Raw genomic sequence first — 23780 nt, forward strand, 5'->3', positions numbered from 1 at the left:
CAGGTTCGAGCCTTAGGGGGCTCTGGCCGGCGTTCGCGCCGGCCTTTTTCATTTCATGGCCAGACGCGCGGCGCGGTCGCCCCACCACGCCGCCTCTTCAAATACGGAAAAGCCCGACAAATCCGCATGCGCGAACAGGATGGCGCCGTCGTGCTCGCGCAAGGCCTTCAGTCCCGCATTGCTGCGAAACCCCGGCAAGGGCGCCGCCATGGCGTGGCCGCGCACGGTGATGTCGACGCGCTCGACGCAGCGGGCAAAATCGCGCCCATACGCCGTCTTCAAATCGACGCTGGCCAGCGCCAGCAGTTCCTCGGGCGTGGCCGTATCGAGCCACTTGCGCGCTTGCTGCGGCGTGCGGTCGGACAGGGCCACGTAAGCGCTGAAGACGGTTTTCTCGGGCGGGCGCACGCGGATATCCTGGTGCGTGGAGACGACGTAGCCAAGGCCCGGCTCCTGGTACACCACGTTGTCCCAGCACAGGGGCGCATGCGGCCGTTCGTCGGGAAAGCGTTTCAGTAAAAAATTCGCCACCATCCACGGCGCGTAGGCAGGCGTATGGCGCTGCGCGTCAAAGCCATACTCGGCGATGTTCTTCACCACGCGCGATGCCACATACAAGGGCATGGCGCAGATGGCCTTGCGCGCCTTGACCAGGTAGGTGCGCGGCTGGCCGTCGACCAGCTCCAGGCACAGCGCTTCCACGCCCTGTTTTGTGGTGGTCACGGAAACCACCGTGCCCGCATGACGTTTGACGCCTGAGGCCTGCTCCATGGCCGTGGCGACCGGTTGCATGCCGCCCGGCCAGGTCAGCCAGGCGCCATTGCCCGCGTTGACCGCCTGGCCCCAGCGGCTGCAATAGTAATGCAGGCCGGCCCAAGCCGAGACCTGGTCGTAGCGCGTGCCGTAATCGTCGCGGCAGCAGTAGTTCAGGTACCAGTGCAGGGTGGGCGAGGTATAGCCCTCGCGCTCCATCCACTGTTTTAACGTGATGGTGTCGAGCGCCTGCCAGGCCGGGTCCTGCGACGATTCCACGGTAGGGAACACGAACACGCGCTTGCCATCATTGCCATGCGTCTGGCGCAGGCGCCGCACCTCGGCAAAGAAGCGTTCATGCTGCGCCAGTTCCGCAGGTGGCACGCCTTCGGTGGGGATGAAGCCGTCCTGCCAGTGGCCGTTGAACAGCAATCGCTCTTCCGGCGCGTGCAGGATGTAGCGCTCGTCGTAAGTCGGCTTTTCCGCCTGCGGATCGCGCTGGATAATTCCCAGGTCGAACAGGATCTCGCGCACGTGCGTCGATTCGGGCGAAGGCAGCGGCAGGTAATGGCCACCGGTCGGATAGGCCAGGTCGCCGAAATGGCCGCCGGCCGCGTTGCCATACGGCTGCGGGCCGTCGACCATGAGAAAGTCCCGGTGCCCCAGCTTGTTCAGGCGCCAGGCAGCCGTCAAACCCGCGATGCCCGAGCCGAGGATGGCCACGTCGGTGTTCAAGGTGCGTGAAGGTGGCGGCAAGGCCTTGCGCTCGCGCAGCAGCTCGCGCAAATAGTGTCCTTCGCTGCGGCCCGGATACAGTACCTTGGGCGTGATTTCCTGCCAGCGCAGATACGCGGCGATGCTGCCGATGCCGGCGGCGGCCGCCGCGGTGCCGCCAGCGGCCCACAGCATGAAGGAGCGGCGCTGCATCAGCGGATCACCCGGTTCCAGTCCTGCTCGAATTCATGCACGAGCGACTGGGTATTCAAGCGGTTGGGCGCCATCGGCAGCGGCTGCATGTCGGGCGGGAAGAGGAACATCTCGCGCGTGGTGTCCGCATTCAGGTAGCGCATCGGCAGGCGGTATTTCTTCGGCGGTGTGTAGTCGAGCTGGGGCGAGGCGAGGATAAACCCCCATTCGCCGAACGAGGGCACGTAAGCGTGGTAGGGCCAGGTGCGCATGCCCACTTCGCGCAGGGTGGCATCGATGGTCCAGTAGGCGTGCGGGGCAAAGAACGGCGACGTCGACTGCACCACCATCAGGCCCTTGGCGGCCAGGTGCTTTTTCACAAGGTCGTAGAACGGCACCGAATACAGTTTGCCGAGCGCGAAGCTCGATGGATCGGGGAAGTCGACGATGGCCGCGTCGAACATGTCGCCGTTGTTGCGCAGCCAGACGGCGGCATCGGCATTGACGACGGTGACGCGCTTGTCCGAGAACGCGTTGTTATTTAACTTTGCCAGTTCCGGACGCATGGTAAACGCGGCCGTCATGGCCGGGTCCAGGTCGACCACGGTGACATGCTCGATCTGTGGATAACGGAGGATTTCGCGCAGCGCCAGGCCGTCGCCGCCGCCCAGCACCAGCACGCGGCGCGCCCACGGCAGCGCTTCCAGCACGGGGTGCACCAGCGCCTCGTGGTAGCGGTACTCGTCGCGCGAGGAAAACTGCAGGTTGCCGTTGATGTACAGCCGCGTATCGTCCTTCCAGCGCGTGATCACCAGGCGCTGGTAGGGCGTGGTGGTGGAATACACGATCTGGTCGCCGAACAGGCCGTGCTCGCCCCAGGCCACCATGCGGTCGGACATGGCGAAGCCGGCGACCAGCACCAGCATCACGGCGCAGGCGCGCAGGAAGCGCCCCGTGAGGTTCTTCAGCTCCGCGCGGAACACGTAAATCGTCCACAGGCCCACGCCCACGTTGAGCATGCCGAACAAAAAGCCCGTGCGCACCAGGCCCAGGTAGGGCGACAGCACCAGCGGGAACAGCAGGGAGACGGCCAGCGCGCCCAGGTAATCGAAGGTGAGCACGCGGCTGACCAGCTCGGAAAACTCCGTCTGGCGCGAATTCAGGGCGCGCATCACCAGCGGCACTTCCATGCCGACCAGTGCGCCGATCAGGAACACCATCACATACAATAAGGTGCGAAAGGGCGCGGCCATCCACGAAAACGTCATGAACAGGATGGCGGCCGACAAGCCGCCGATCAGGCCGACGGCCAGTTCGATGTCGACGAAGCGCGACAGCACGTCGCCGTCGCGCACATACTTGGAAAAGTGAGCGCCTACGCCCATGGCAAACAGGTAGCAGCCGATGATGGTGGAAAACTGCAGGATGGAGTCGCCAAGCAGGTAGCTGGACATGGCGCCGGCGATCAGCTCATACGCGAGGCCGCAGGAGGCGACCACGAAGACGGACAAAATCAGAATCTTTTTGTTCATTGGACTTTTTTTGTTCTAATATGCGTTGACGTTATCAAATACTCATTGCGAGGAAAGCTGTGCCCGCCATCCTAAACTATCTGATCCATCTTATACTGGCCGCCGCGCTGCTGATTGCCTTTTTTATCATCTATACGCGCGTCACGCCGTATAAGGAAGTGCTGCTGATCCGCCAGGGCAACCAGGCGGCGGCCCTCTCGCTCGGTGGCGCGCTGCTGGGCTTTTCCGCCACCATCGCCTCGTCGCTGATGCACACGGCCGACTACCAGCAATTCTTCGCCTGGGCCTTCGGCGCCATGGTGGTGCAATTGCTGGCCTATCTGGTGACCACGCGGCTGCTGCGCATGTCGAAGGACCAGATCGAATCGAACAACAGCGCCTTTGGCGGCCTGCTGGGCGCCATCTCCCTGTCGATCGGCGCCATCAACGCCGCCTGCATTTCCTGACACCGCTTTATCTTATTCAAGGATATCCATCATGAGCCTCGGCAGCTTTATCAAGAAGCAGTTTATCGACGTACTGCAGTGGAACGAAGAGACGGAAGGCGTGCTGGCCTGGCGTTTTCCCATGCAGGATTTCGAGATCCAGAACGGCGCCATCCTGAATGTGCGCGAATCGCAGGTCGCTGTCTTCGTCAATGAAGGCAAGATCGCCGACGTCTTCGGTCCCGGCACGCACAAGCTGACGACGCAGACCTTGCCGTTGCTGACCAACCTGAAAAACTGGGACAAGCTGTTCGACTCGCCTTTCAAGTCGGACGTGTATTACTTCAGCACCCGCGTGCAGACTGGCCGCAAGTGGGGCACGCCGCAGCCGATCACCATCCGCGACAAGGATTTCGACATGATCCGCGTGCGCGCCTTCGGCATGTACTCGTACCGCATCGCCGACGCCCGCACCTTCTTCACCGAGATCAGCGGCACGCGCGACGTCTATACGCGCGACGAGGTGGAAGACCAGTTGCGCGGCATTCTGATGTCGAGCATGGCCAGCTCGCTGGGCGGCGCGAACGTCCCCTTCCTCGACATGGCGGCCAACCAGGCGCTGATGGCGCAAGAGGTCAAGGATGGCCTGGCGCAGGCGTTTGCCCGCTATGGCGTGGGTCTCGATGAATTCAACGTGGCCAGCATCAGCCTGCCCGAGGAATTGCAGGCGGCGCTCGACGAGCGCATCTCGGCCGGCATGAAGGGCGGCCTGGGTGCCGACAAGATGAGCGGCTACACGAAATTCCAGGTGGCCAATGCGATCCCGCTGGCAGCGCAGAACGAAGGCGGCATGGCCGGCATCGGCGCAGGCCTGGGCGCCGGGCTGTCGATCGGCCAGGTGATGGCGCAAAGCATGGGCGGTGCGCTGCAGCAGCCCGCCCCGGCGCCCGCGCCCGTGGAAGAACCGATCGAGGCGCGCCTGGAAAAACTCAAGGGCTTATTGGACAAGGGACTCATTTCGCCGGCCGACTACGACGGCGCCAAGGCTGAACTGCTGAAGAAACTGATCGGCTAAATACTGGCGAAATACGACTGCATGCAAACTGTTTCCTGTCCCAGCTGCGGCGCGGAAGTCCGCTTCCGCTCGCACGCTTCCGTGCTCGCCGTGTGCGAGTACTGCCACAGCACCATCCTCAAGGACGCCGATGCCGTCAGGGACATCGGCAAGATGTCGGCCGTCCTGGAAGACTATACGCCGATCCAGATCGGCACGGCCGGCGTGCACGATGGCGTCCACTTCACCGTCGTCGGACGCATCCAGCAGCGCTACAGCGCCGGCACGTGGAACGAGTGGTATCTGCTGTTCGACGACGCCAGCACGGCGTGGCTGGGCGACTCGTCCGGCCTGTACACCCTGACGCGTGTACGCAAGACCCAGGACACCCTGCCCGCCTTTGGCGCGCTGGCGCCGGGCAAGCGCTACACGATCTGCGGCGAGCCGTACACGGCCGCCGAGATCCGCAATGCCGAATGCATCGCCGGCCAGGGCGAACTGCCGTTCAAGGTGGGCGCGGGCTGGCGTATCCAGGTGGCGGACTTGCGCAACTACGCCAGCTTCGTCACGCTCGACTACACGGACGGCCCGCAACCGGTCGTCTACCAGGGCGTCGCCGTCACCCTGGACAGTTTGCAATGCCAGCTGCTGCGCGACGATGACGCCATTGCCAAAAGCGCCGGCAAGTACCGCGGCAAGCTCGATGCGCTCGACTGCCCTTCCTGCGGCAGCGGCATCCACTATGTGCCCGGTGCGGCGGCGCAGCTGGTATGCCCCGCCTGCCACGCGCAGCTCGACGCCAGCGGCCAGGAAGCGCAGGTGCTGGCCATAGGCAAGCAGGTGCACGACAACGCCGACCTCACGCTGGAACTGGGCGCCAGCGCGAAGATCAACAATGCCGACTTCACGGTGATCGGCATGATGCGCCGCGCCGACGACGAAGGCAGCGAGTGGAACGAATACCTGCTGTTCAGCGCGCGCGCCGGCTTCTTCTGGCTGGTCGAGACGGACGAGGGCTGGTCGCGCTCGAACGTGCTGCCGAACTGGCCCAACTGGGCCTCATTGGACGCCGATACCTGCAAGCTCGATGGCGCCACCTACCGCAAGCTGTATGACTACGGCTCGCAGGTCGTGTACGCGGCGGGCGCCTTCAACTGGAAGGTGGCCGTCGGCGACAGCACGCACGTCTTTGAATTCGAACAGGGACAAGCAAAATTGGCGGCGGAACTCACCGGCGAGGAAATGACCTGGTCGCGCTCCGTGCCCGTCGCCTACGACCAGATGGCCGCCTGGTTCGGCGCCGCCTTCCATGGCGGCGCCAAGGCGCAGAATATCGCGCTCAGTCACCGCGGCATCGCCAAGGTTTTCATGGTCATCGTGCTGGTCTTGAATGCGATCCCCATGTTCGTCTCGTTCTCCAGCACCTTGCTGTGGAGCGTGCTGGGCTGCCTGGCGCTGTTCCTGCCCGCCGCTTTTCTCGACAAGAATGCAAAGAATCCCCCATGAGTAAATACGTGATCTACGCCCTGATGGTGACGTTTTCCGTCACGGCCGCCAACTGGGTGCGCATGTTCAAGGTGGCCGGCAGCGGCAGCAGCGGCGGCAGCAGCTGGAGTTCGCGCACGGGCGGCGGCGGCGGCAGCTATGGCGGCGGCTCCAGCGGCGGCAGCCACAAATAAGCATGGCGTCCGTACCGCATCTGCCCGAGGGCACCCACCTGCTGGCCGACCTGTCGGGCATCGCGCCGGAACGGCTGCGCGATTGCGCCGCGCTCGAGCACCTGCTGCGCGAGGCGGCCGTCGCGGCCGGCGCGCAGGTACTGCACGGCCATTTCCACAGCTTTGGCCCGGGCCAGGGCGTCACGGGCGTGCTGCTGCTGGCCGAATCGCATATCTCCATCCACACCTGGCCCGAAGTGGACTTTGCCGCCGTCGACATCTTCATGTGCGGCGCGGCCCGGCCGCAGCTGGCGCTGGACATCATCCAGGAGGCGCTGCAGGCGGCGCATTGCCAGCTGCAGTCCGTGCGGCGCGCGCCGCCCGGGTAGGCCTGGCGTCGCTGGTGGATCGCGTGGGGATCGCTTACACTGTCGGCTGATCCCCCAACCGTGACTCCCATGCGCCGTTCCGCCCTCCTTGCCCTGCCCCTGCTGCTGCTGGTTTCCGCCTGCGATGACTATACGGCGCCCAGCCTGTACCAGGCCACCACGCCCGAGTGCAAGACGTGGACGGAGGGCTCGCGTTTCGAACTGCCGCGCGGTATCAGCATCTACGCCACGCCGCCTGTCACCCTGAAGGAAGGCGGCACGGAACTGGCGCTGATCTTCACTTTACCCGTTGGCACGCAAGCCAGTTTTACGCGCCTGTCCTTCCTGCTGGAAGAACCGAAAAAGCCGCCTTTCGGAGAGGCCAAGGTACTCACCATCTACCAGCGCGGCATGAACCAGAAGGCGGAAATCGTCGACGTCATCGAGCAGCTGCCCATCATGTTTGCCGCCGTCGGCTCTAGCGCCGAAACCCAGTGGCGCTTGCGCCTGCAACTGCCGCGCCAGCTGCCGCAGCGCTTTGACTTGTCGATGCCCGACATGCTCGTCGGCGGCAAGCGCTACCCGGTGCGCACGTTTACGTACCGCTATTTCCCCGAACGCAGCGCCTACGGCATGTGCACCTAATTCAAAAATCGCGCCAACAGTGTGTCGGATTACGCCCTGCGGACTAATCCGACCTAAGGCATGTGCAGCTGAGCCACACCGTCCATTGACGGCGGCGCAAGCCGCTGGCACACTGGCGTTTTCCATCACACCACAGGAGTAGACAACATGCGCCATTCGGATACTGCCGTGCTGTCGGCTGCCTGATCACTGTTTTCCCCTGCTAAGCCTTTTTAGCTCGCAATTCCCCATACGCGTGATCGCGTAGCCGACGTTCCCCTTCTTTCGTGCCAGTCATCGCGACTGGCGGTGCCTGCACGCGCAGGCTACACGTCCGCATGCGGACGACAGAATTTGGAATTACGCTACCATGATCGCATTCGATTTTGCGCAACTACGCCGTATCGGGCTGCAGCAGGCTATCGCCGGCGCAGCCACCCAACTCGACATCTGTTCCCCCGCCGCGCAGCTGATGCGCGTTTGCGCCGTGCACCGCGACAGCATCGGGGTGCACGACGGCAGCCTGGAACAGCCGGCGCAGATCCTGCCGCGCCTGCTGCACGCACTGCTGGAACACGACACCACCCTTGCTGTCGGCGACTGGGTCGCCGCCGAACCCGATCTTCACGGCACGCTGTGGATAACGGCGCACTTATCCCCAGTCACGCAGATCGCGCGGCGCGGCAATGACGGCCGGCGCCAGGTGCTGGCCAGGAATGTCGATACGGCCCTGCTGGTGATGGGACTGGACGAGGATTTTAATGCGCGCCGCCTGGAGCGTTATCTGGCCATCGTGCTGGCGGCGCACGTAACGCCCGTGGTGGTGCTGAGCAAGGCCGACGTGGCCGACGACGTGCCGGGCAAGCTGGCGCTGCTGAAACAGCGCCTGCCGCCCCACGTACCCCGCTTTGCCATCGATACGCGCCATGCGTATGACGTGGCCATCCTGGAACCCTGGCTGGGCGCCGGCCAGACCCTGGTGCTGCTCGGTTCATCGGGCGCGGGCAAGTCCAGCCTGACCAATACCTTGTCTGCGGCGGATCAAGCAACCAACGGCGTGCGCCATGGCGACGGCCGCGGCCGGCATACGACGACGGCCCGTTCGCTGCACCTGTGCGCCAGCGGCGCCTGCATCATCGACACGCCGGGCTTGCGCAGCTGGCGCGCCGATGCCGATGCGCAAACCCTGGCCGCCACCTTCGACGACATCGCGGCGCTGGCGGCAACGTGCCAGTTCCGCGATTGCCAGCATGCCAGCGAGCCCGGTTGCCAAGTGCGCGGCGCCGTCGAGGCGGACCGCCTGCGCAATTATCACAAGCTGCTGCGCGACGCCCGGCGCAGCGAGGAAACGCCGCTCGAGCGCATCGCCGCGCGCGCCAAGTGGAAGACGATATTGAAGGCCGGACTGGAAAGGGGCAAGGACAAGCGCCGTTAATTTCTGATGAAAAAAAAGGCAGCCCGCAGGCTGCCTTTTTGTCTTACTGCGTGCGAGCAAATTAATGCTTGCGCAGCTTCTGGATCGCTGCCAGCTGCGCAATCGCGCTGGCCAGCTCGGCTTGCGCTTGCGCGTAGTCGATGCCCGAATCCTTGTTGTGGATATTTTCTTCCGCCAACTTCTTCGCTTCCAGCGCTTTCGCTTCGTCAAGGTCGTGACCGCGGATCGCGGTATCGGCCAGGACGGTCACGGTATCCGGTTGCACTTCCAGCAGGCCGCCGGCAACGAAGACGAACTCTTCTTCAGCCTGGCCGACTACCTTGATGCGGACCGCGCCCGGACGGATGCGGGTAATCAAAGGCGTGTGGCGTGGGTAGATACCCAGCTCGCCCTGCTCACCCGGCAACGCGACGAATTCTGCTTCGCCTGAAAAAATCAGTTCTTCAGCGGAAACCACGTCAACGTGAATTGTGTGTGCCATGTGTGTCCTATCGGGTTGAAGAACCCCGCCTTCTGAGGGGCGGGGTTAGGCCCAGACTTAACTTAGTTAAGTTTCTTGGCTTTTTCGATTGCTTCTTCGATCGTGCCGACCATGTAGAACGCTTGTTCCGGCAGGTGATCGAGTTCGCCCGAAGCGATCATTTTGAAGCCCTTGATCGTGTCTTTGAGCGAAACGTATTTACCAGGCGCGCCGGTAAAGACTTCAGCGACGTGGAAAGGCTGCGACAGGAAACGCTGCATCTTACGTGCGCGGGCCACCAGCAGTTTGTCTTCCGGTGCCAGCTCGTCCATACCCAGAATCGCGATAATGTCGCGCAATTCCTTGTAGCGTTGCAGGGTCGTTTGCACGGCACGCGCGGTGTCATAGTGCTCTTGACCAACGATCAACGGATCCAGCTGACGCGAGGTCGAATCCAGTGGGTCCACGGCTGGGTAGATACCCAGGGAAGCGATGTCACGCGACAGCGCAACGGTCGAATCCAAGTGAGCAAACGTGGTAGCAGGCGACGGATCGGTGTAATCATCGGCTGGCACGTAGACGGCCTGGATCGAGGTGATCGAACCGGTCTTGGTCGACGTGATACGCTCTTGCAGACGGCCCATTTCTTCAGCCAGGGTCGGTTGGTAACCCACAGCCGACGGCATACGGCCCAGCAGTGCCGACACTTCGGTACCGGCCAGGGTGAAGCGGTAGATGTTGTCGACGAAGAACAGAACGTCCTTGCCTTCATCACGGAACGATTCAGCGATCGTCAGGCCGGTCAGCGCGACGCGCAGACGGTTACCTGGCGGTTCATTCATCTGACCGTAGACCATCGCCACTTTGGAGTTCTCTGGATTTTCCAGATCGACCACTTTCGCGTCAGCCATCTCGTGGTAGAAGTCGTTACCTTCACGGGTACGCTCACCCACGCCGGCGAACACGGACACGCCGCTGTGCGCCTTGGCGATGTTGTTAATCAGTTCCATCATGTTCACGGTCTTGCCTACGCCAGCGCCGCCGAACAGACCAACTTTACCGCCTTTTGCAAACGGGCACACCAGGTCGATCACCTTGATGCCGGTTTCCAGCAGTTCTTGCGATGGCGACAGTTCGTCGTATGCAGGAGCGGTGCGGTGGATCGACGCGATCTGCTCGTGCGACACGGGGCCGCATTCGTCGATCGGGTTGCCCAGCACGTCCATGATGCGACCCAGGGTTGCCTTACCGACTGGCACCATGATCGGTTTGCCGGTATTTTGAATCATCATGCCGCGACGCAGGCCATCGGACGAGCCGAGTGCAATGGTACGGACAATGCCGTCGCCCAACTGCTGTTGTACTTCCAGGGTCAGTTCCGAGCCTGCCATCTTCAAGGCATCAAATACCTTAGGCATCGCGTTGCGGGGAAACTCAACGTCCACCACAGCGCCGATACACTGAACGATTTTGCCATCAGCCATGTTCGTTCCTTCAATATAGTTAAATTCGTTTAAACCGCAGCCGCACCGGCGACGATTTCGGAGAGTTCTTTGGTAATCGCAGCTTGGCGGGTCTTGTTGTAGATCAGCTTCAATTCGCCGATCACACTACCCGCGTTGTCGCTTGCAGCTTTCATCGCGACCATCCGTGCCGATTGCTCGGACGCCAGATTCTCCGCGACAGCCTGGTACACCAGCGCTTCTACATAGCGCTCCAGCAATTCGTCGATGATGCTTTGTGCATCCGGCTCGTAGATGTAATCCCACGAGTGTGCGCTCTTGTCGGCGACCATCTTGTCGGCCGTCAGGGGCAGCAATTGCTCCACGACTGGTTCCTGTTTCATCGTGTTGATGAATTTGGTGTAGCACAGGTACACTGCATCGATCTTGCCTGCCTGGAACTCTTCGAGCATGACCTTGACAGGTCCGATCAGTTTGTCCAGGTGGGGCGTATCACCGGTCTGAATGGCAGAAGCGACGATCTTGACGCCGATGCGATTCAAAAAACCCAAACCTTTGTTACCGATGGCAACTGCTTCAACCCGGTTGCCAGCAGCTTCCAGCTCGCGCGACTTCGACGTCACCTGGCGCAGGATGTTGGTGTTCATGCCGCCGCACAGACCTTTGTCGGTCGTGACAACGATGAAACCCACTGCCTTCGCTTGCGTACCCTGGGCAGCTGCCAGGAACGGGTGCGTGTATTCCGGATTGGCGGTCGCCAGATTGGCGGCGATATTCCGAATCTTGTCACTGTAGGGACGGGCGGCGCGCATACGGTCTTGCGCTTTGCGCATTTTCGATGCGGCAACCATTTCCATCGCCTTGGTGATCTTCTTCGTATTCTCTACGCTCTTGATCTTGCCACGTATCTCTTTGCTTGATGCCATGAGTCCTTACTCCTTCTGCGCGTAGGGCGGCGCCTCGCTCGAGGCGGGCGCCGCCTGGCCGCTTAATATGCGCCGGATTTCTTGAAATCAGCAATGGCCGCCGACAGAGTTGCTTCGCTGTCTTTGTCGAGTTGCTTGGTTTCTTCGATCTTGGCCAGCAGAGCAGCTTGCTTGGTCTTCATGTAAGCGTGGACACCAGCTTCGAACGACAGCACTTGCTTGACTGGCACGTCGTCCATGAAGCCTTTGTTCACCGAGAACAGCGATACGGCCATCAGCGAGATCGACAGTGGCGAGTACTGGGCTTGCTTGAGCAATTCCGTCACGCGCGCACCACGGTCCAGCTGCTTGCGGGTCGATTCATCGAGGTCCGAAGCGAACTGCGCAAACGCGGCCAGTTCACGGTACTGCGCCAAGTCGGTACGGATACCGCCGGACAGGTTTTTGATGACCTTGGTCTGGGCGGCGCCACCGACGCGCGATACGGAAATACCGGCGTTAATTGCAGGACGGATACCGGCGTTGAACAGCGAGGTTTCCAGGAAGATCTGACCGTCGGTAATCGAAATCACGTTGGTTGGCACGAATGCGGACACGTCGCCAGCTTGCGTTTCAATGATCGGCAGTGCCGTCAGGGAACCGGTCTTGCCTTTGACGGCGCCGTCGGTGAACTTCTCGACGTAGTCGGCGTTCACGCGTGCTGCGCGTTCCAGCAGGCGGCTGTGCAGGTAGAACACGTCGCCTGGGTACGCTTCGCGACCTGGTGGACGGCGCAGCAGCAGCGAGATTTGACGGTATGCAACAGCTTGTTTGGACAGATCATCGTAGACGATCAGTGCATCTTCACCGCGGTCACGGAAGTATTCGCCCATGGCGCAACCGGAGTACGGCGAGATGTATTGCATGGCGGCCGATTCCGAAGCGGAAGCGGCGACAACGATGGTGTATTCCATCGCGCCGTGCTGTTCCAGCGAGCGCACAATGTTCTTGATCGACGAGGCTTTTTGGCCAATCGCGACGTAGATACATTTCATGCCCTGGCCTTTTTGATTGATGATCGCATCAATCGCCACGGCCGACTTGCCGGTTTGACGGTCGCCGATGATCAGTTCGCGCTGGCCGCGGCCAACGGGAACCATCGCATCGATCGACTTCAGGCCGGTTTGCATCGGTTGCGACACGGACTCACGGGCGATCACGCCCGGGGCGATTTTTTCAATCGCGGCCGTCATTTTGGTCTCGATGGCGCCTTTGCCGTCGATCGGCTGGCCCAGCGCGTTGACTACGCGGCCGAGCAGCTCAGGACCGACTGGCACTTCCAGAATGCGGCCGGTGCATTTCACCGTGTCGCCTTCGGAGATGTGCTCGTAGGCACCCAGAATCACGGAACCGACGGAGTCGCGTTCCAGATTCATGGCCAGGCCAAACGTGTTGCCTGGGAATTCCAGCATCTCGCCTTGCATCACGTCCGACAAACCGTGGATGCGGCAGATACCGTCGGCGACGGAAATAACCGTGCCTTGATTACGCACTTCAGCGCCGCCGTCAAGACCTTGGATCCGGCTCTTGATCAACTCGCTGATTTCAGATGGGTTGAGTTGCATACTAACTCCTAAAAGTGTTTCTCTCAGCTTGCGCGAGGGGTAAGGGTCTGTCTAAGCTGGCCTGCCGAAGCGCGTGTCTTACGACACCAGTGCAGCGTGCAGTTGCTGCAGCTTGGCGCGCACCGAGGTATCGAGCACTTGGTCGCCAACAACCACGCGCACGCCGCCGAGCAGCGATGGATCCACTGTGACGGCAGGGTTGAGCTTACGACTGAATTTCTTTTCCAGCGTTGCGACCAGCTCGGCCGTTTGGCCTTCGCTCAGATCGAAAGCGCTCGTGATCTCGGCGTCAGCCGCACCTTCCAGACCGTTTTTCAAGGCATGGAATTGCGCGCCGATTTCCGGCAGCAGGCTGATGCGGCCATTTTCGATCAACATCGTGACGAAGTTTTTGACTTCCTCATTGAGCGGCGATTTCAACAACGACAGGATGGTGGCGGCGACGTCGCTTTCCGAAACTTTCGGATTGCGCGCGTACGCCTGTACCTCGGGGTGGCTACCGATCTGTGCCAGTTCGGACACCAGCTCGGACCACGCCGCGAGGTTGCTTGACTCCTTACCAGCTTGGGCTACGCGGAACAAAGCTTCCGCGTAGGGACGGGCGACGGTTGCGAGTTCTGCCATGATTACAGCTCGACAGCAAGACGCTGCAACATTTCGGCGTGAGCCGTAGCGTTAACTTCACGCTTCAAGATCTGCTCGGCACCCTTGACAGCCAGGTCAGCCACCTGAGCGCGCAATTGTTCGCGTGCTTTCGACAGTTGCTGTTCGGCGTCCGACTGGGCTTGCGCAACGATACGCGCAGCTTCAGCTTGTGCATTTTGCTTGATCTCTTCAGCAACCAGCTGCGCGCGCTTTTCAGCGTCCGCAACGCGTTGCGACGCTTCTTCACGTGCACTGTTCAATGCCTCTTGCGCACGCTTTTCAGCGACTGCCATCGAAGCCTGACCTTGATCGGCCGCAGCCAATCCATCCGCGATTCGTTTGGCACGCTCATCCAGCGCATTGTTCAGCGCTGGAAATACGAACTTCATCGAGAACCAGACCAACACCGCGAAGGTGATCATCTGGCCGATGAGCGACATATTGATGTCCATACCTTTGCTCCTAACTAAAAGTTTCTCCTAGGGTTGGAGCGAATTACTGAGCAACAGCCGTCAGAGCGGACAGGAACGGGTTAGCGAACGTGTACAGCAGAGCAACACCAACGCCGATCATCGAGATAGCATCCAGCAGACCAGCGATAACGAACAGTTTGGTTTGCAGTTGTGGCATCAGTTCTGGTTGACGTGCCGAAGCTTCCAGGAATTTGCCACCCAAGATAGCGAAGCCCAGAGCGGTGCCGATTGCGGCCAGGCCGATGATGATTGCTGCTGCCAGAACGGTCATGCTTTGTACTTGTGCGATCAGAGCTTGCATAAAATTCTCCTAAATTTAAAAACGAAAGATACTAAAAAAACAAAATATAAAGTCAATGATTAATGTTTCTCAACCGCGAGGCTCAGATACACAACCGTCAACGCCATAAACACAAAAGCTTGCAAAGTTACAATCAAGATATGGAAAATTGCCCATGGACCACCCAACGCCCACTGTGCCCACCAAGGCAACAACGCGATCAAGATGAAAATCAGTTCGCCGGCATACATATTGCCGAACAGTCGCAGCGACAGGGAGATCAGTTTTGCAACCAGCTCAACCATTTGCAGCAAGAAATTGACAGGTGCCAGGGCGATCGTGCCGATCAGGCCGCTCGCATGGAACGGTGCCGTGAACAGCTCCTTGATCCAGCCGCCCAGGCCCTTGGCCTTGATCGAGAAGGCGATCACGCACAGCACGACCGACAGCGACATGGCGAAGGTGTGGTTGACGTCGGCGGTCGGCACGGCGCGCAGTTTATGCACGCCAAACCAGCTCAGGATCTTCGGCAACAGGTCAACCGGCAGGAAGTCCATCGCGTTCAGCAACCAGACCCACACAAAAATAGTGATGGCCAGCGGCGCGATGACCTTGCTTTTTGCGTGGAAGGCCCCATTAATAGTGTCATTGACGATTTCCATGACCATTTCGACGAAGTTTTGCAACTTGCCAGGGACACCAGCCGTCGCGCGGCGCGACGCCATATAGAAAACAGCCAGGAAAACAAAGCCCAGAATGGCCGAAATCCAGAACGTATCCAGATTGATCATGCCGTCGGCACTTCTCAGGTGGGCCAGATGGTGACTGATGTATTCTGTGGCGTTGGCCGGGGCAGCATGGCCCGCTTCAATAGCGTGTTCTGTGGTCATAATGAATTTAGATTTGTCGTTTCAGAGCTCAACAAGCCCCAAAACCAATGATTAAACAGCGAGCAATGAAAACCAGTATGCTAAGGTTGCCACCGCGAAACCCAAGATCAGCCATAACCAGGCGGCCGACTGAAACAACACCAGTGCCAATATAAACAGCACCGCTGTGATAAATATTTTCACCACTTCTGCGCGCAAATGCGCCCGGAATGCCTTATTGGCGTCGCTAGAACCGCGAACCACCAACAGGGCATACACCAGGCTACCGATGACTGCGATAGCGCCGCCGTATGCGGCGGACCAGCCTCTGACACTGCCACCAAAAAACAGGGTAACCGTGGCAAAACTGATAGCGATTGCTAGCTGCAATGCAACTACTTTGTAGACTGGCTTGGCAATACTTTGTTGTGAATCACTCAATTGCCAAGTTCCCAGAAAAATCTACACACGCAAAGACACGGGATTATAGTTGGCTTTGATCTATAGAGTCAAACGTTGGTGCACCGCAGCAGGGCAATTGCTGCGTGAAACTGACGCTTTACCGACTATTCGCCGCCATTTGCACCACTATATGGCAAAGTCGCTTGTCTGGCCGCTTCCAGCCGTGTTATCAAGGAATCACGTGGTGCATCCGGAAAGCATGGCCAGTTTGTCCAGCCCGCTTCTCGGACCACTTTCCCGCCGCTAGGCTAACTTGCTATTTAACCACGCAAGCGGGCCAATACACCATCGAGTACGTCAAGATCGGCAAAATCGATGACCAATTGGCCGCGGCCTTTGTTGCCCATTTTGAACACCACGGGCGTGGCCAGCGCATCGGACAGCTCTTCTTCCAGGCGCGCGATATCGCCCGACTTTTCCTTGTGCCGCGGCTCGACCGGGTTGGCCGCTTCCTCGAGCGTGCGGGTCACGAGCTTTTCCGTTTCGCGCACCGACAGGCGCTTGGCCACGACCTGGTTGGCCAGCGTAATCTGAGTGGCCGCATCGACGGCCAGCAATGCCCGCGCATGGCCCATGTCGATATCGCCGGCCATCAGCATGGTTTGCACGGGACTGGCCAGATTCATCAGGCGCAACAGGTTCGACACCGCGCTGCGCGAGCGTCCCAGCGCAGTGGCCGCTTGCTCATGCGTAAAACTGAAGTCGGCGATCAGGCGGTGTATGCCCTGCGCTTCTTCCAAAGGATTGAGGTCTTCGCGCTGGATGTTTTCGATCAGCGCCATGGCCGCGGCGGCCAGGTCGTCCACATCGCGCACCAGCACCGGCACTTCCGTCAGGCCGGCCAGCTGCGAGGCGCGGAAACGGCGTTCGCCCGCGATGATTTCATATTTAACAAGTCCGCTCAGGGTATCCTGCCCGATCGGGCGCACCAGGATCGGCTGCATCAGCCCTTGCGCCTTGATCGAAGCCGCCAGTTCATTCAGGGCACCCTCATCCATGCGCGTGCGCGGCTGGTACTTGCCGGCTTGCATTTGTGATACGGGCAAGTTCGACGGTTGAGTCGTGTCCGGACTGGCGAAATCACCGCCACCGCCCAACAGGGCGTCGAGTCCGCGACCCAGTCCTTTTAATTTTTTCGTAGCCATGCTGTCCTAATCGTGTTTTCAGAGTAAGCGCTTACATCAAACTGTGCAGGCGCCCGCCTCTTGTTTACATATGTTTGATGCGCTCGACCATCTCGGCGCCGAAGGCGATATACGCCTGGGCGCCTTTCGAGCTGGGGTCGAAGGTCACGCCGGGCAAGCCGTACGACGGCGCTTCGGCCAGGCGCACGTTGCGCGGGATGATGGTATTGAAGACCTTGTCGCCGAAGTGCTGTTCCAGTTGCGCCGACACTTGTTGCGATAATGTCATGCGCGGATCGAACATCACGCGCAGCAAGCCGATGATCTTCAAATCCGGGTTCAGGTTCGCATGCACCTTCTTGATGGTGTTGACCAGGTCGGACAAGCCTTCCAGCGCGTAATACTCACACTGCATCGGAATGATCACGCCATGCGCGGCGCACAGGCCGTTCAAGGTCAGCATCGATAATGCCGGTGGGCAGTCGACCAAGATGAAGTCGTATTCGCCGTCCACTTCGGCCAGCGCATCCTTCAGGCGGCGTTCGCGGTTGTCCAGTTCGACCATCTCCACTTCGGCGCCGGCCAGTTCGCGGTTCGACGGCAGCACATCGAAGCGCCCCGCTTCCGAACGCTGGCGTGCCGTCTTGACATCGGACTCGCCCAGCATGACTTCATAGGTGGACGCCTTCAGGCCGGCCTTGTTGATGCCGGCGCCCATGGTCGCATTGCCCTGCGGGTCGAGGTCGACCAGCAGCACGCGCTGATTCAACTTGGCCAGACCGGCGGAGAGGTTGACGCTTGTTGTGGTTTTACCAACACCACCCTTTTGATTTGCTACACAAAAAATTTTGGCCATGTATCTTCTAGTTGTAAAGAGATGCAAACTTCATCGTGCGCCCCGGCATCCCGCCGAAACGATTTATACTGTTTATTTTATATATACGATATAAATCGTTTATACGGTTTATATGATTTATACCGTATAAACTGTTTATACTATTTAATTTCGTCTTTTCAAACTCTTGCTATAAAGACCAGATGACGCTCTGCATTTAGCCCTGGCACCTGGATAGCCCGTAATTCCGTCACTTTCCAGTCTGCCGGCAGTCGCTCTCTCTCGTCTGGCGGTGCCACCCCTTTCAAGGCGATGAATTGCCCGCCCTCGGCCAGCACGTGGTTCGACCAGTTGACGAAGTCGGACAGGTCGGCAAAGGCGCGCGAGGTGATCACGTCGAATTTCTGCGCCACTTCCAGCTGTTCCACGCGCTTCGTGTACACGGTGACGTTGGCCAGGCCCAGTTCCGCCTTCACTTGCGTCAGAAAAGCTGTCTTTTTATGCACCGTGTCGATCATCGACACCTTGATATCGGGCCGCGCGATGGCCAAGACCATGCCCGGCAAACCGCCGCCCGCGCCCACGTCGAGCACGTTCTTTGCATCGGCGAACGCCGGCACGGCGGCCAGCGAATCGAGCACGTGCAAGGTCAGCATCTGCAGGGGATCGCGCACCGACGTCAGGTTGTACACGCTGTTCCATTTGGCCAGCAAGGCCAGGTAATCGAGCAGTTTTTCCGTCTGATCCGCGCTCAGGTCCATCCCCAGCGCGGCAATGCCTTCATTCAAAATCTGGGCCAGTTGTGCCCGGTCAAACTGCTTCATTCAACAACCTCGTCCTTTAAAGTGGTGGTCTGCATTTCGGCCTGCCCTGCGCCAAAGCCGCGCTTTTTCAGATGAACCAGCAGCAGCGAAATCGCCGCCGGCGTCACGCCGGAAATGCGCGAGGCCTGGCCCAGAGTTTCCGGGCGCTGCTTGTCGAGTTTTTGCCGCACTTCGACCGACAGCGCACCGATATCCAGGTAGTTGAAACCGGCCGGCAGGGCCAGGTTTTCATAGTGTTCGTGGCGCTCGATTTCCTTGCTCTGGCGCTCGATGTAACCCGCATATTTGAGCTGGATTTCCACCTGTTCGCGCACGGCGGGGTCTGCCACGCCGGGACCGGCCAGCGCCTGGCCTTCCACGCCCGTCATGCTCATCAGGGTGTCGTAGGCGACGTTCGGGCGGCGCAGCAGGTCCGCCAGCGAGTATTCGCGCTCGAGGGCCTGGCCCACGATGCGTTCCGATTCGGCCGCCGCCAGGATGCGCGGATTGACCCACGTGGAACGCAGGCGCTCGAGCTCGCGCGCCACCGCTTCGCGCTTGGTCTCGAAGGCTTGCCATTGGGCGTCGCCCACGCAGCCCAGCGCGCGGCCGATTTCCGTCAGGCGCATGTCGGCATTGTCTTCGCGCAGGCTCAAGCGGTATTCGGCGCGGCTGGTGAACATGCGGTACGGTTCCTGCACGCCCTGGGTGATCAAATCGTCGACCAGCACGCCCAGATAGGCCTCGGAGCGGCCCGGTACCCAGGCTTCCTTGTCCTGCGTCAGCAAGGCCGCATTCAGGCCCGCCAGCATGCCTTGCGCGGCCGCTTCCTCGTAGCCCGTGGTGCCGTTGATCTGGCCGGCGAAGAACAGGCCCGCCACGGCCTTCGTTTCCAGCGACGCTTTCAAGCCGCGCGGGTCGAAATAATCGTATTCGATGGCGTAGCCGGGACGCAGGATATGCGCGTTTTCCATGCCCTTCATCGATTGCACCAGGGCGATCTGCACGTCGAACGGCAAGCTCGTGGAGATGCCGTTTGGATAGAATTCATGCGTCGTCAAGCCTTCCGGCTCGAGGAAAATCTGGTGCGATTCCTTGCCCGAGAAACGGTGGATCTTGTCTTCGATCGAGGGGCAGTAACGCGGGCCCACACCTTCGATCACGCCTGTATACATGGGGCTGCGGTCCAGGCCGGCGCGGATGATATCGTGCGTCTGGCTATTCGTGTGCGTGACCCAGCACGGCACCTGGCGCGGGTGCATGGCCGTGTTGCCCATCACGGAAAACACGGGCACGGGATCGAGGTCGCCCGGCTGCTCTTGCATCACAGAAAAATCGATCGTGCGGCCATCGATGCGCGGCGGCGTGCCGGTTTTCAAACGCCCCTGCGGCAATTTCAGCTCTTTCAGGCGGGCGGACAGGGAGATGGCGGGCGGGTCGCCGGCGCGGCCGGCCGAATAGTTATTCAAGCCCACGTGGATCTTGCCGTCGAGGAAAGTGCCAGCCGTCAGCACGACGGCGCGCGCGAGAAACTTCAAGCCGATCTGCGTCACGGCGCCGACGACCCGGTCGCCTTCGACGATCAAATCATCGACCGCTTGCTGGAACAGCCATAGATTCGGCTGGTTTTCCAGGCGCGTGCGGATGGCGGCCTTGTACAAAATACGGTCGGCCTGGGCGCGCGTGGCGCGCACTGCCGGGCCTTTCGAGGAATTCAGGATGCGGAACTGGATGCCGGACTCGTCGGTGGCAATCGCCATCGCGCCGCCCATGGCATCGACCTCCTTGACCAGGTGGCCCTTGCCGATGCCACCGATGGAGGGGTTACACGACATCTGGCCCAGTGTCTCAATATTATGCGTGAGCAATAGCGTCTTCTGCCCCATGCGGGCGGAAGCGAGGGCCGCCTCGGTACCGGCGTGACCACCGCCGACAACGATGACGTCGAATTCTGTAGGAAATAACATGATAAATAGGTAACAGTGCAAGTAAAAATGCGGGGAGAGAGCTCCGATTATAGAGTCTTTTTGCGAACGCAACCTTCCACGGGCTAATTTTTGCTTAATTTTTACTCAGCGCGGGCAAGTCAACAGCGATTTTTGTTTCACGTGGAACACGCCGCGGTGCCAGGACAGGGCTCGCGCCGGGGCTGCGGGGGCCGGCAATGTTTGCTACAATTGCCGCATCGTCCGCTGCCGTGGTCACCTCAGTGGCCATAGCGACGATCATCCAGGAGGACGGCCTCCCCCATCATGGGAACACACCGGGACGGCCCGCTCTGTATAAGGAGCCGCCATGGCCTGGATACTTTTAATTATTGCCGGCATGCTTGAAGTCGTGTGGGCATATTCGATGAAACTCTCCGAGGGTTTCACCAGACTCACCCCCTCCGTAATTACCGTGCTCATGATGATCGCCAGCTTCGGCTTGCTGTCGCTTGCCATGCGCACCCTGCCCCTGGGAACGGCCTACACGATCTGGACGGGCATCGGCGCCGTCGGCGCTTTCATCGTTGGCATCGTCTTCCTGGGCGAGCAAGTCAACACCCTGCGCGTATGCGCCGCCGTCCTCATCGTGTGCGGCATCGTGCTGATGAAACTATCATCGAGCCACTGAGAGGAATCCCCCATGCTCCTCGAAAACTATTTTCCTGTCCTCCTGTTCATTCTGATCGGCATCTTGGTCGGCATCATGCCCATGCTGCTGGGACGAGTACTCGGGCCGCACCAGCCCGATCCGCAAAAACTGTCCCCGTACGAATGCGGCTTCGAAGCGTTCGGCGACGCGCGCATGAAGTTCGACATCCGCTACTACCTGGTCGCCATCCTGTTCATCGTGTTCGATATCGAGGTGATCTTCCTGATGCCGTGGGCGGCCAACGTCAATGCACTGGGCCTGCCCGGCTTCTGGGCCATCATGGGTTTTCTGGGCGTGCTGGCCATCGGCCTGGCCTATGAATGGAGGCGCGGTGCGCTCGAGTGGGAGTAAGCCCGTTTCTGGTTCCACGTGAAACAGGCACGGGGCGGGAAAGCGGAGTAAGCTTGGTTACTGCTCTCACTGTCAGGAGTCCGCATGTCCGCCTTCCAGTTCCGCACCGTGCCCCATCTGATCGTTGAACCGGGCGCCGCCGCCCAGCTGGGCGCCCATATCGCCCACCACTTCCCCGCCGTGCGCCGCGCCCTGCTCGTCACCGACGCGGGCTTTTTGCGCACGGGTCTGGCCGATGCACCGCTGCGCAGCTTGCAAGCGGCGGGCATCGAGGTCCACGTCTTTTCCGACGTGCAAACCGATCCGCCCGAAGCCGTGGTGCTGGCCGGCGTGACCCAGGCCCAGATGTTTCACGTGGAACTGATTATCGGCTTGGGCGGCGGCAGCTCGCTGGACGTGGCCAAACTGATCGCCGTGCTGGCGCCCGGTCGACAGGAACTGGCCCAGCTGTACGGCATCGGCAATGTGCACGGCCAGCGCCTGCCGCTGGTGCAATTGCCGACAACGGCCGGCACGGGCTCGGAAGTCACGCACATCGCCATCGTTACCACGGGCGCCACCAGCAAGATGGGCGTCGTCACGCCGCAACTGTATGCGGACTTGGCCATCCTCGACGCCAGCCTGACCCTGGGCTTGCCGCCCGCCGTGACGGCCGCCACCGGCATCGATGCCATGGTGCATGCGATCGAAGCGTACACCAGCCGCCTGCTGAAAAATCCCCTATCCGACATGCTGGCCACGCAAGCGCTGTCGCTACTGCACGCCAATCTCGTGACCGCCTGCCGCGATGGCAGCAACGTGCCGGTGCGGCAAGCCATGCTGCTGGGCGCCATGCTGGCCGGCCAGGCGTTTGCCAATGCGCCCGTGGCTGCCGTGCACGCGCTCGCCTATCCCATCGGCGGCCTGTTCCACGTGCCGCATGGCTTGTCAAATGCGCTGGTGCTGCCGCACGTGCTGCGCTTTAACTTGTCCTACGCGGCGCCCCTGTACGCGCAACTGGCGGCCATCCTGCAACCCGGCATCACGGGCAGCGAGGAAGCGCGGGCCATGGCCCTGATCGACGCCATGCAAGACATTGCCGTTGCTACCGGCATCGCGCGAACCCTGCGCGAAGTGGGCATCACGGCAGGCGACCTGGACCGTCTGGCCGATGAAGCCATGCTGCAGACCCGCTTGCTGGGCAACAATCCGCGGCCCGTCACGCGTGGTGATGCGCGCGCCATCTATGCGGCCGCACTGTGAGCCAGCAGACGGAATCTGCCAACCCGCCCAGCTACACTGACGCCATGACGCTTCCCGATATCCCCATTCATCCCGACAGCACCCACTTTCCACACGGTGCCTGTGCCGGCTGCCACGACAGCGCGCCGCTGCCGTTTGCCTTCGAATATGCGTATCAACCGATCGTCGACCTGGCCACGCGCAGCATCTATGCGCACGAGGCGCTGGTGCGCGGCCCCAACGGCGAAAGCGCGGCCAGCGTGCTGGCGCAAGTCAACGACGCCAACCGCTACCGCTTTGACCAGGCGTGCCGCGTCAAGGCCGTGGCCGGCGCCGCACGCCTCGGCATGCAGGGATTTTTGTCGATCAACTTCCTGCCCAACGCCGTCTACCGCCCGGAAGTATGCATCCGCAGCACCCTGGAAGCGGCCAGGCTGCACCGCTTCCCTACCGACAAGATCATCTTTGAAGTAACGGAAGGCGAACGGGTGCAAGACCGTCCCCACCTGGTCGAGATCTTCCGCGCCTACCGGCGCTTCGGTTTCCAGACAGCCATCGATGATTTCGGCGCCGGCCATGCGGGCTTGAACCTGCTGGCCGAGTACCAGCCCGACATCATCAAGATCGACATGGACCTGGTGCGCGGCATCGATACGCTGGCGCCGCGCCAGGCGATCGTACGCGCCATCGCCAGCCTGTGCCAGGAGCTCGGTATCCGCGTGCTGGCCGAAGGCATCGAGACGCGCGCCGAGCGCGATTTTCTTTCCAGCTGCGGCATTTCCCTGATGCAGGGCTACTGGTTTTCCAAGCCCGTCTTCCAGGGACTGGGCCAGATCGCCGAGACGGCCTGGGAGTAATAAGAAAGGCCACGT

General features: G+C 60.8%; 26 protein-coding genes. 11 read left to right on the plus strand and 15 right to left on the minus strand.

Annotated elements, in window-relative coordinates:
- Positions 1–48: 48 nt before the first annotated feature.
- Together CBW66_RS06050 and CBW66_RS06055 are read right to left on the minus strand one after the other, a co-directional pair.
- Positions 49–1680 (minus strand): NAD(P)/FAD-dependent oxidoreductase, encoded by a 1632-nt coding sequence (locus CBW66_RS06050; protein WP_086137317.1) that lies wholly within the window; start codon positions 1678–1680, stop codon positions 49–51.
- Entirely contained in the window at positions 1680–3191 is a 1512-nt protein-coding gene (locus tag CBW66_RS06055; RefSeq protein ID WP_086137318.1) for a polyamine aminopropyltransferase, read from the minus strand. The genes CBW66_RS06050 and CBW66_RS06055 overlap by 1 nt, the downstream gene beginning before the upstream one ends.
- A 59-nt stretch (positions 3192–3250) precedes the next feature.
- Here CBW66_RS06055 and CBW66_RS06060 point away from each other — a divergent pair, with 59 nt between their 5' ends.
- From CBW66_RS06060 to rsgA, 7 genes are all read left to right on the plus strand, one after another.
- On the plus strand, positions 3251–3637 hold the full coding sequence (locus tag CBW66_RS06060; protein ID WP_086137319.1) for a DUF350 domain-containing protein: 387 nt from the start codon (positions 3251–3253) through the stop codon (positions 3635–3637).
- A gap of 31 nt (positions 3638–3668) precedes the next feature.
- A complete protein-coding gene (locus CBW66_RS06065; RefSeq protein WP_086137320.1) occupies positions 3669–4691 on the plus strand; it encodes an SPFH domain-containing protein in 1023 nt (340 codons plus the stop codon).
- 21 nt (positions 4692–4712) lie between these two features.
- Entirely contained in the window at positions 4713–6176 is a 1464-nt protein-coding gene (locus CBW66_RS06070) for a DUF4178 domain-containing protein (protein WP_086137321.1), read from the plus strand.
- Complete coding sequence (locus CBW66_RS28915) at positions 6173–6349, plus strand: hypothetical protein (protein WP_157792409.1); 177 nt, start codon at positions 6173–6175, stop codon at positions 6347–6349. Before CBW66_RS06070 ends, CBW66_RS28915 begins: the two co-directional genes overlap by 4 nt.
- A 2-nt stretch (positions 6350–6351) precedes the next feature.
- On the plus strand, positions 6352–6717 hold the full coding sequence (gene speD, locus CBW66_RS06075; protein WP_086137322.1) for an adenosylmethionine decarboxylase: 366 nt from the start codon (positions 6352–6354) through the stop codon (positions 6715–6717).
- Positions 6718–6786: 69 nt separating this feature from the next.
- Positions 6787–7341 carry a hypothetical protein gene (locus CBW66_RS06080; RefSeq protein ID WP_086137323.1) on the plus strand — a complete coding sequence of 185 codons (555 nt, stop codon included), beginning with the start codon at positions 6787–6789 and terminating at the stop codon, positions 7339–7341.
- Positions 7342–7690: 349 nt separating this feature from the next.
- Positions 7691–8755, plus strand: a complete 1065-nt coding sequence (gene rsgA, locus CBW66_RS06085; RefSeq protein ID WP_086137324.1) for a ribosome small subunit-dependent GTPase A — start codon at positions 7691–7693, stop codon at positions 8753–8755.
- A gap of 61 nt (positions 8756–8816) precedes the next feature.
- Here rsgA and CBW66_RS06090 read toward each other — a convergent pair whose 3' ends face one another.
- The 13 genes from CBW66_RS06090 to mnmG form a co-directional block, all read right to left on the minus strand.
- Positions 8817–9236, minus strand: a complete 420-nt coding sequence (locus CBW66_RS06090) for a F0F1 ATP synthase subunit epsilon (RefSeq protein ID WP_065307860.1) — start codon at positions 9234–9236, stop codon at positions 8817–8819.
- 62 nt (positions 9237–9298) lie between these two features.
- A complete protein-coding gene (atpD, locus tag CBW66_RS06095) occupies positions 9299–10699 on the minus strand; it encodes a F0F1 ATP synthase subunit beta (RefSeq protein WP_034752705.1) in 1401 nt (466 codons plus the stop codon).
- Between the two features lie 29 nt (positions 10700–10728).
- Entirely contained in the window at positions 10729–11604 is an 876-nt protein-coding gene (gene atpG / locus CBW66_RS06100; protein ID WP_072456005.1) for a F0F1 ATP synthase subunit gamma, read from the minus strand.
- Between the two features lie 62 nt (positions 11605–11666).
- A complete protein-coding gene (atpA, locus tag CBW66_RS06105) occupies positions 11667–13208 on the minus strand; it encodes a F0F1 ATP synthase subunit alpha (RefSeq protein ID WP_086137325.1) in 1542 nt (513 codons plus the stop codon).
- Positions 13209–13286: 78 nt separating this feature from the next.
- Positions 13287–13832 (minus strand): F0F1 ATP synthase subunit delta, encoded by a 546-nt coding sequence (locus CBW66_RS06110; RefSeq protein WP_034752699.1) that lies wholly within the window; start codon positions 13830–13832, stop codon positions 13287–13289.
- 2 nt (positions 13833–13834) lie between these two features.
- Positions 13835–14305, minus strand: coding sequence for a F0F1 ATP synthase subunit B (locus tag CBW66_RS06115; RefSeq protein ID WP_086137326.1), 471 nt, complete (start codon positions 14303–14305; stop codon positions 13835–13837).
- A 43-nt stretch (positions 14306–14348) separates the two neighbouring features.
- The gene (atpE, locus tag CBW66_RS06120) at positions 14349–14627 is read right to left on the minus strand and encodes a F0F1 ATP synthase subunit C (protein WP_034752695.1); all 279 of its coding nucleotides are present in this window, start codon (positions 14625–14627) and stop codon (positions 14349–14351) included.
- A 59-nt stretch (positions 14628–14686) separates the two neighbouring features.
- Positions 14687–15496 (minus strand): F0F1 ATP synthase subunit A, encoded by an 810-nt coding sequence (gene atpB, locus CBW66_RS06125; protein ID WP_046681851.1) that lies wholly within the window; start codon positions 15494–15496, stop codon positions 14687–14689.
- Between the two features lie 51 nt (positions 15497–15547).
- The gene (locus CBW66_RS06130) at positions 15548–15916 is read right to left on the minus strand and encodes an ATP synthase subunit I (protein WP_034752692.1); all 369 of its coding nucleotides are present in this window, start codon (positions 15914–15916) and stop codon (positions 15548–15550) included.
- Between the two features lie 281 nt (positions 15917–16197).
- Positions 16198–17082, minus strand: coding sequence for a ParB/RepB/Spo0J family partition protein (locus tag CBW66_RS06135; RefSeq protein WP_086137327.1), 885 nt, complete (start codon positions 17080–17082; stop codon positions 16198–16200).
- Between the two features lie 64 nt (positions 17083–17146).
- The gene (locus CBW66_RS06140; protein ID WP_034752687.1) at positions 17147–17917 is read right to left on the minus strand and encodes a ParA family protein; all 771 of its coding nucleotides are present in this window, start codon (positions 17915–17917) and stop codon (positions 17147–17149) included.
- A 158-nt stretch (positions 17918–18075) separates the two neighbouring features.
- Positions 18076–18720 (minus strand): 16S rRNA (guanine(527)-N(7))-methyltransferase RsmG, encoded by a 645-nt coding sequence (gene rsmG, locus CBW66_RS06145; RefSeq protein WP_086137328.1) that lies wholly within the window; start codon positions 18718–18720, stop codon positions 18076–18078.
- The gene (gene mnmG / locus CBW66_RS06150; RefSeq protein ID WP_086137329.1) at positions 18717–20666 is read right to left on the minus strand and encodes a tRNA uridine-5-carboxymethylaminomethyl(34) synthesis enzyme MnmG; all 1950 of its coding nucleotides are present in this window, start codon (positions 20664–20666) and stop codon (positions 18717–18719) included. Before mnmG ends, rsmG begins: the two co-directional genes overlap by 4 nt.
- A gap of 328 nt (positions 20667–20994) precedes the next feature.
- Between mnmG and sugE the strand changes: the two genes are divergently transcribed.
- The 4 genes from sugE to CBW66_RS06170 all read left to right on the plus strand — a co-directional run bounded on the left by sugE (position 20995) and on the right by CBW66_RS06170 (position 23765).
- Complete coding sequence (sugE, locus tag CBW66_RS06155; protein ID WP_086137330.1) at positions 20995–21315, plus strand: quaternary ammonium compound efflux SMR transporter SugE; 321 nt, start codon at positions 20995–20997, stop codon at positions 21313–21315.
- 12 nt (positions 21316–21327) lie between these two features.
- On the plus strand, positions 21328–21687 hold the full coding sequence (locus CBW66_RS06160) for an NADH-quinone oxidoreductase subunit A (RefSeq protein ID WP_086137331.1): 360 nt from the start codon (positions 21328–21330) through the stop codon (positions 21685–21687).
- A gap of 84 nt (positions 21688–21771) precedes the next feature.
- Positions 21772–22929, plus strand: a complete 1158-nt coding sequence (locus CBW66_RS06165) for an iron-containing alcohol dehydrogenase (RefSeq protein ID WP_086137332.1) — start codon at positions 21772–21774, stop codon at positions 22927–22929.
- Positions 22930–22973: 44 nt separating this feature from the next.
- The gene (locus CBW66_RS06170) at positions 22974–23765 is read left to right on the plus strand and encodes an EAL domain-containing protein (RefSeq protein ID WP_086137433.1); all 792 of its coding nucleotides are present in this window, start codon (positions 22974–22976) and stop codon (positions 23763–23765) included.
- Positions 23766–23780 lie beyond the last annotated feature (15 nt).

The organism is Janthinobacterium sp. GW456P (assembly GCF_002127655.1).
Lineage (GTDB): Bacteria > Pseudomonadota > Gammaproteobacteria > Burkholderiales > Burkholderiaceae_D > Janthinobacterium.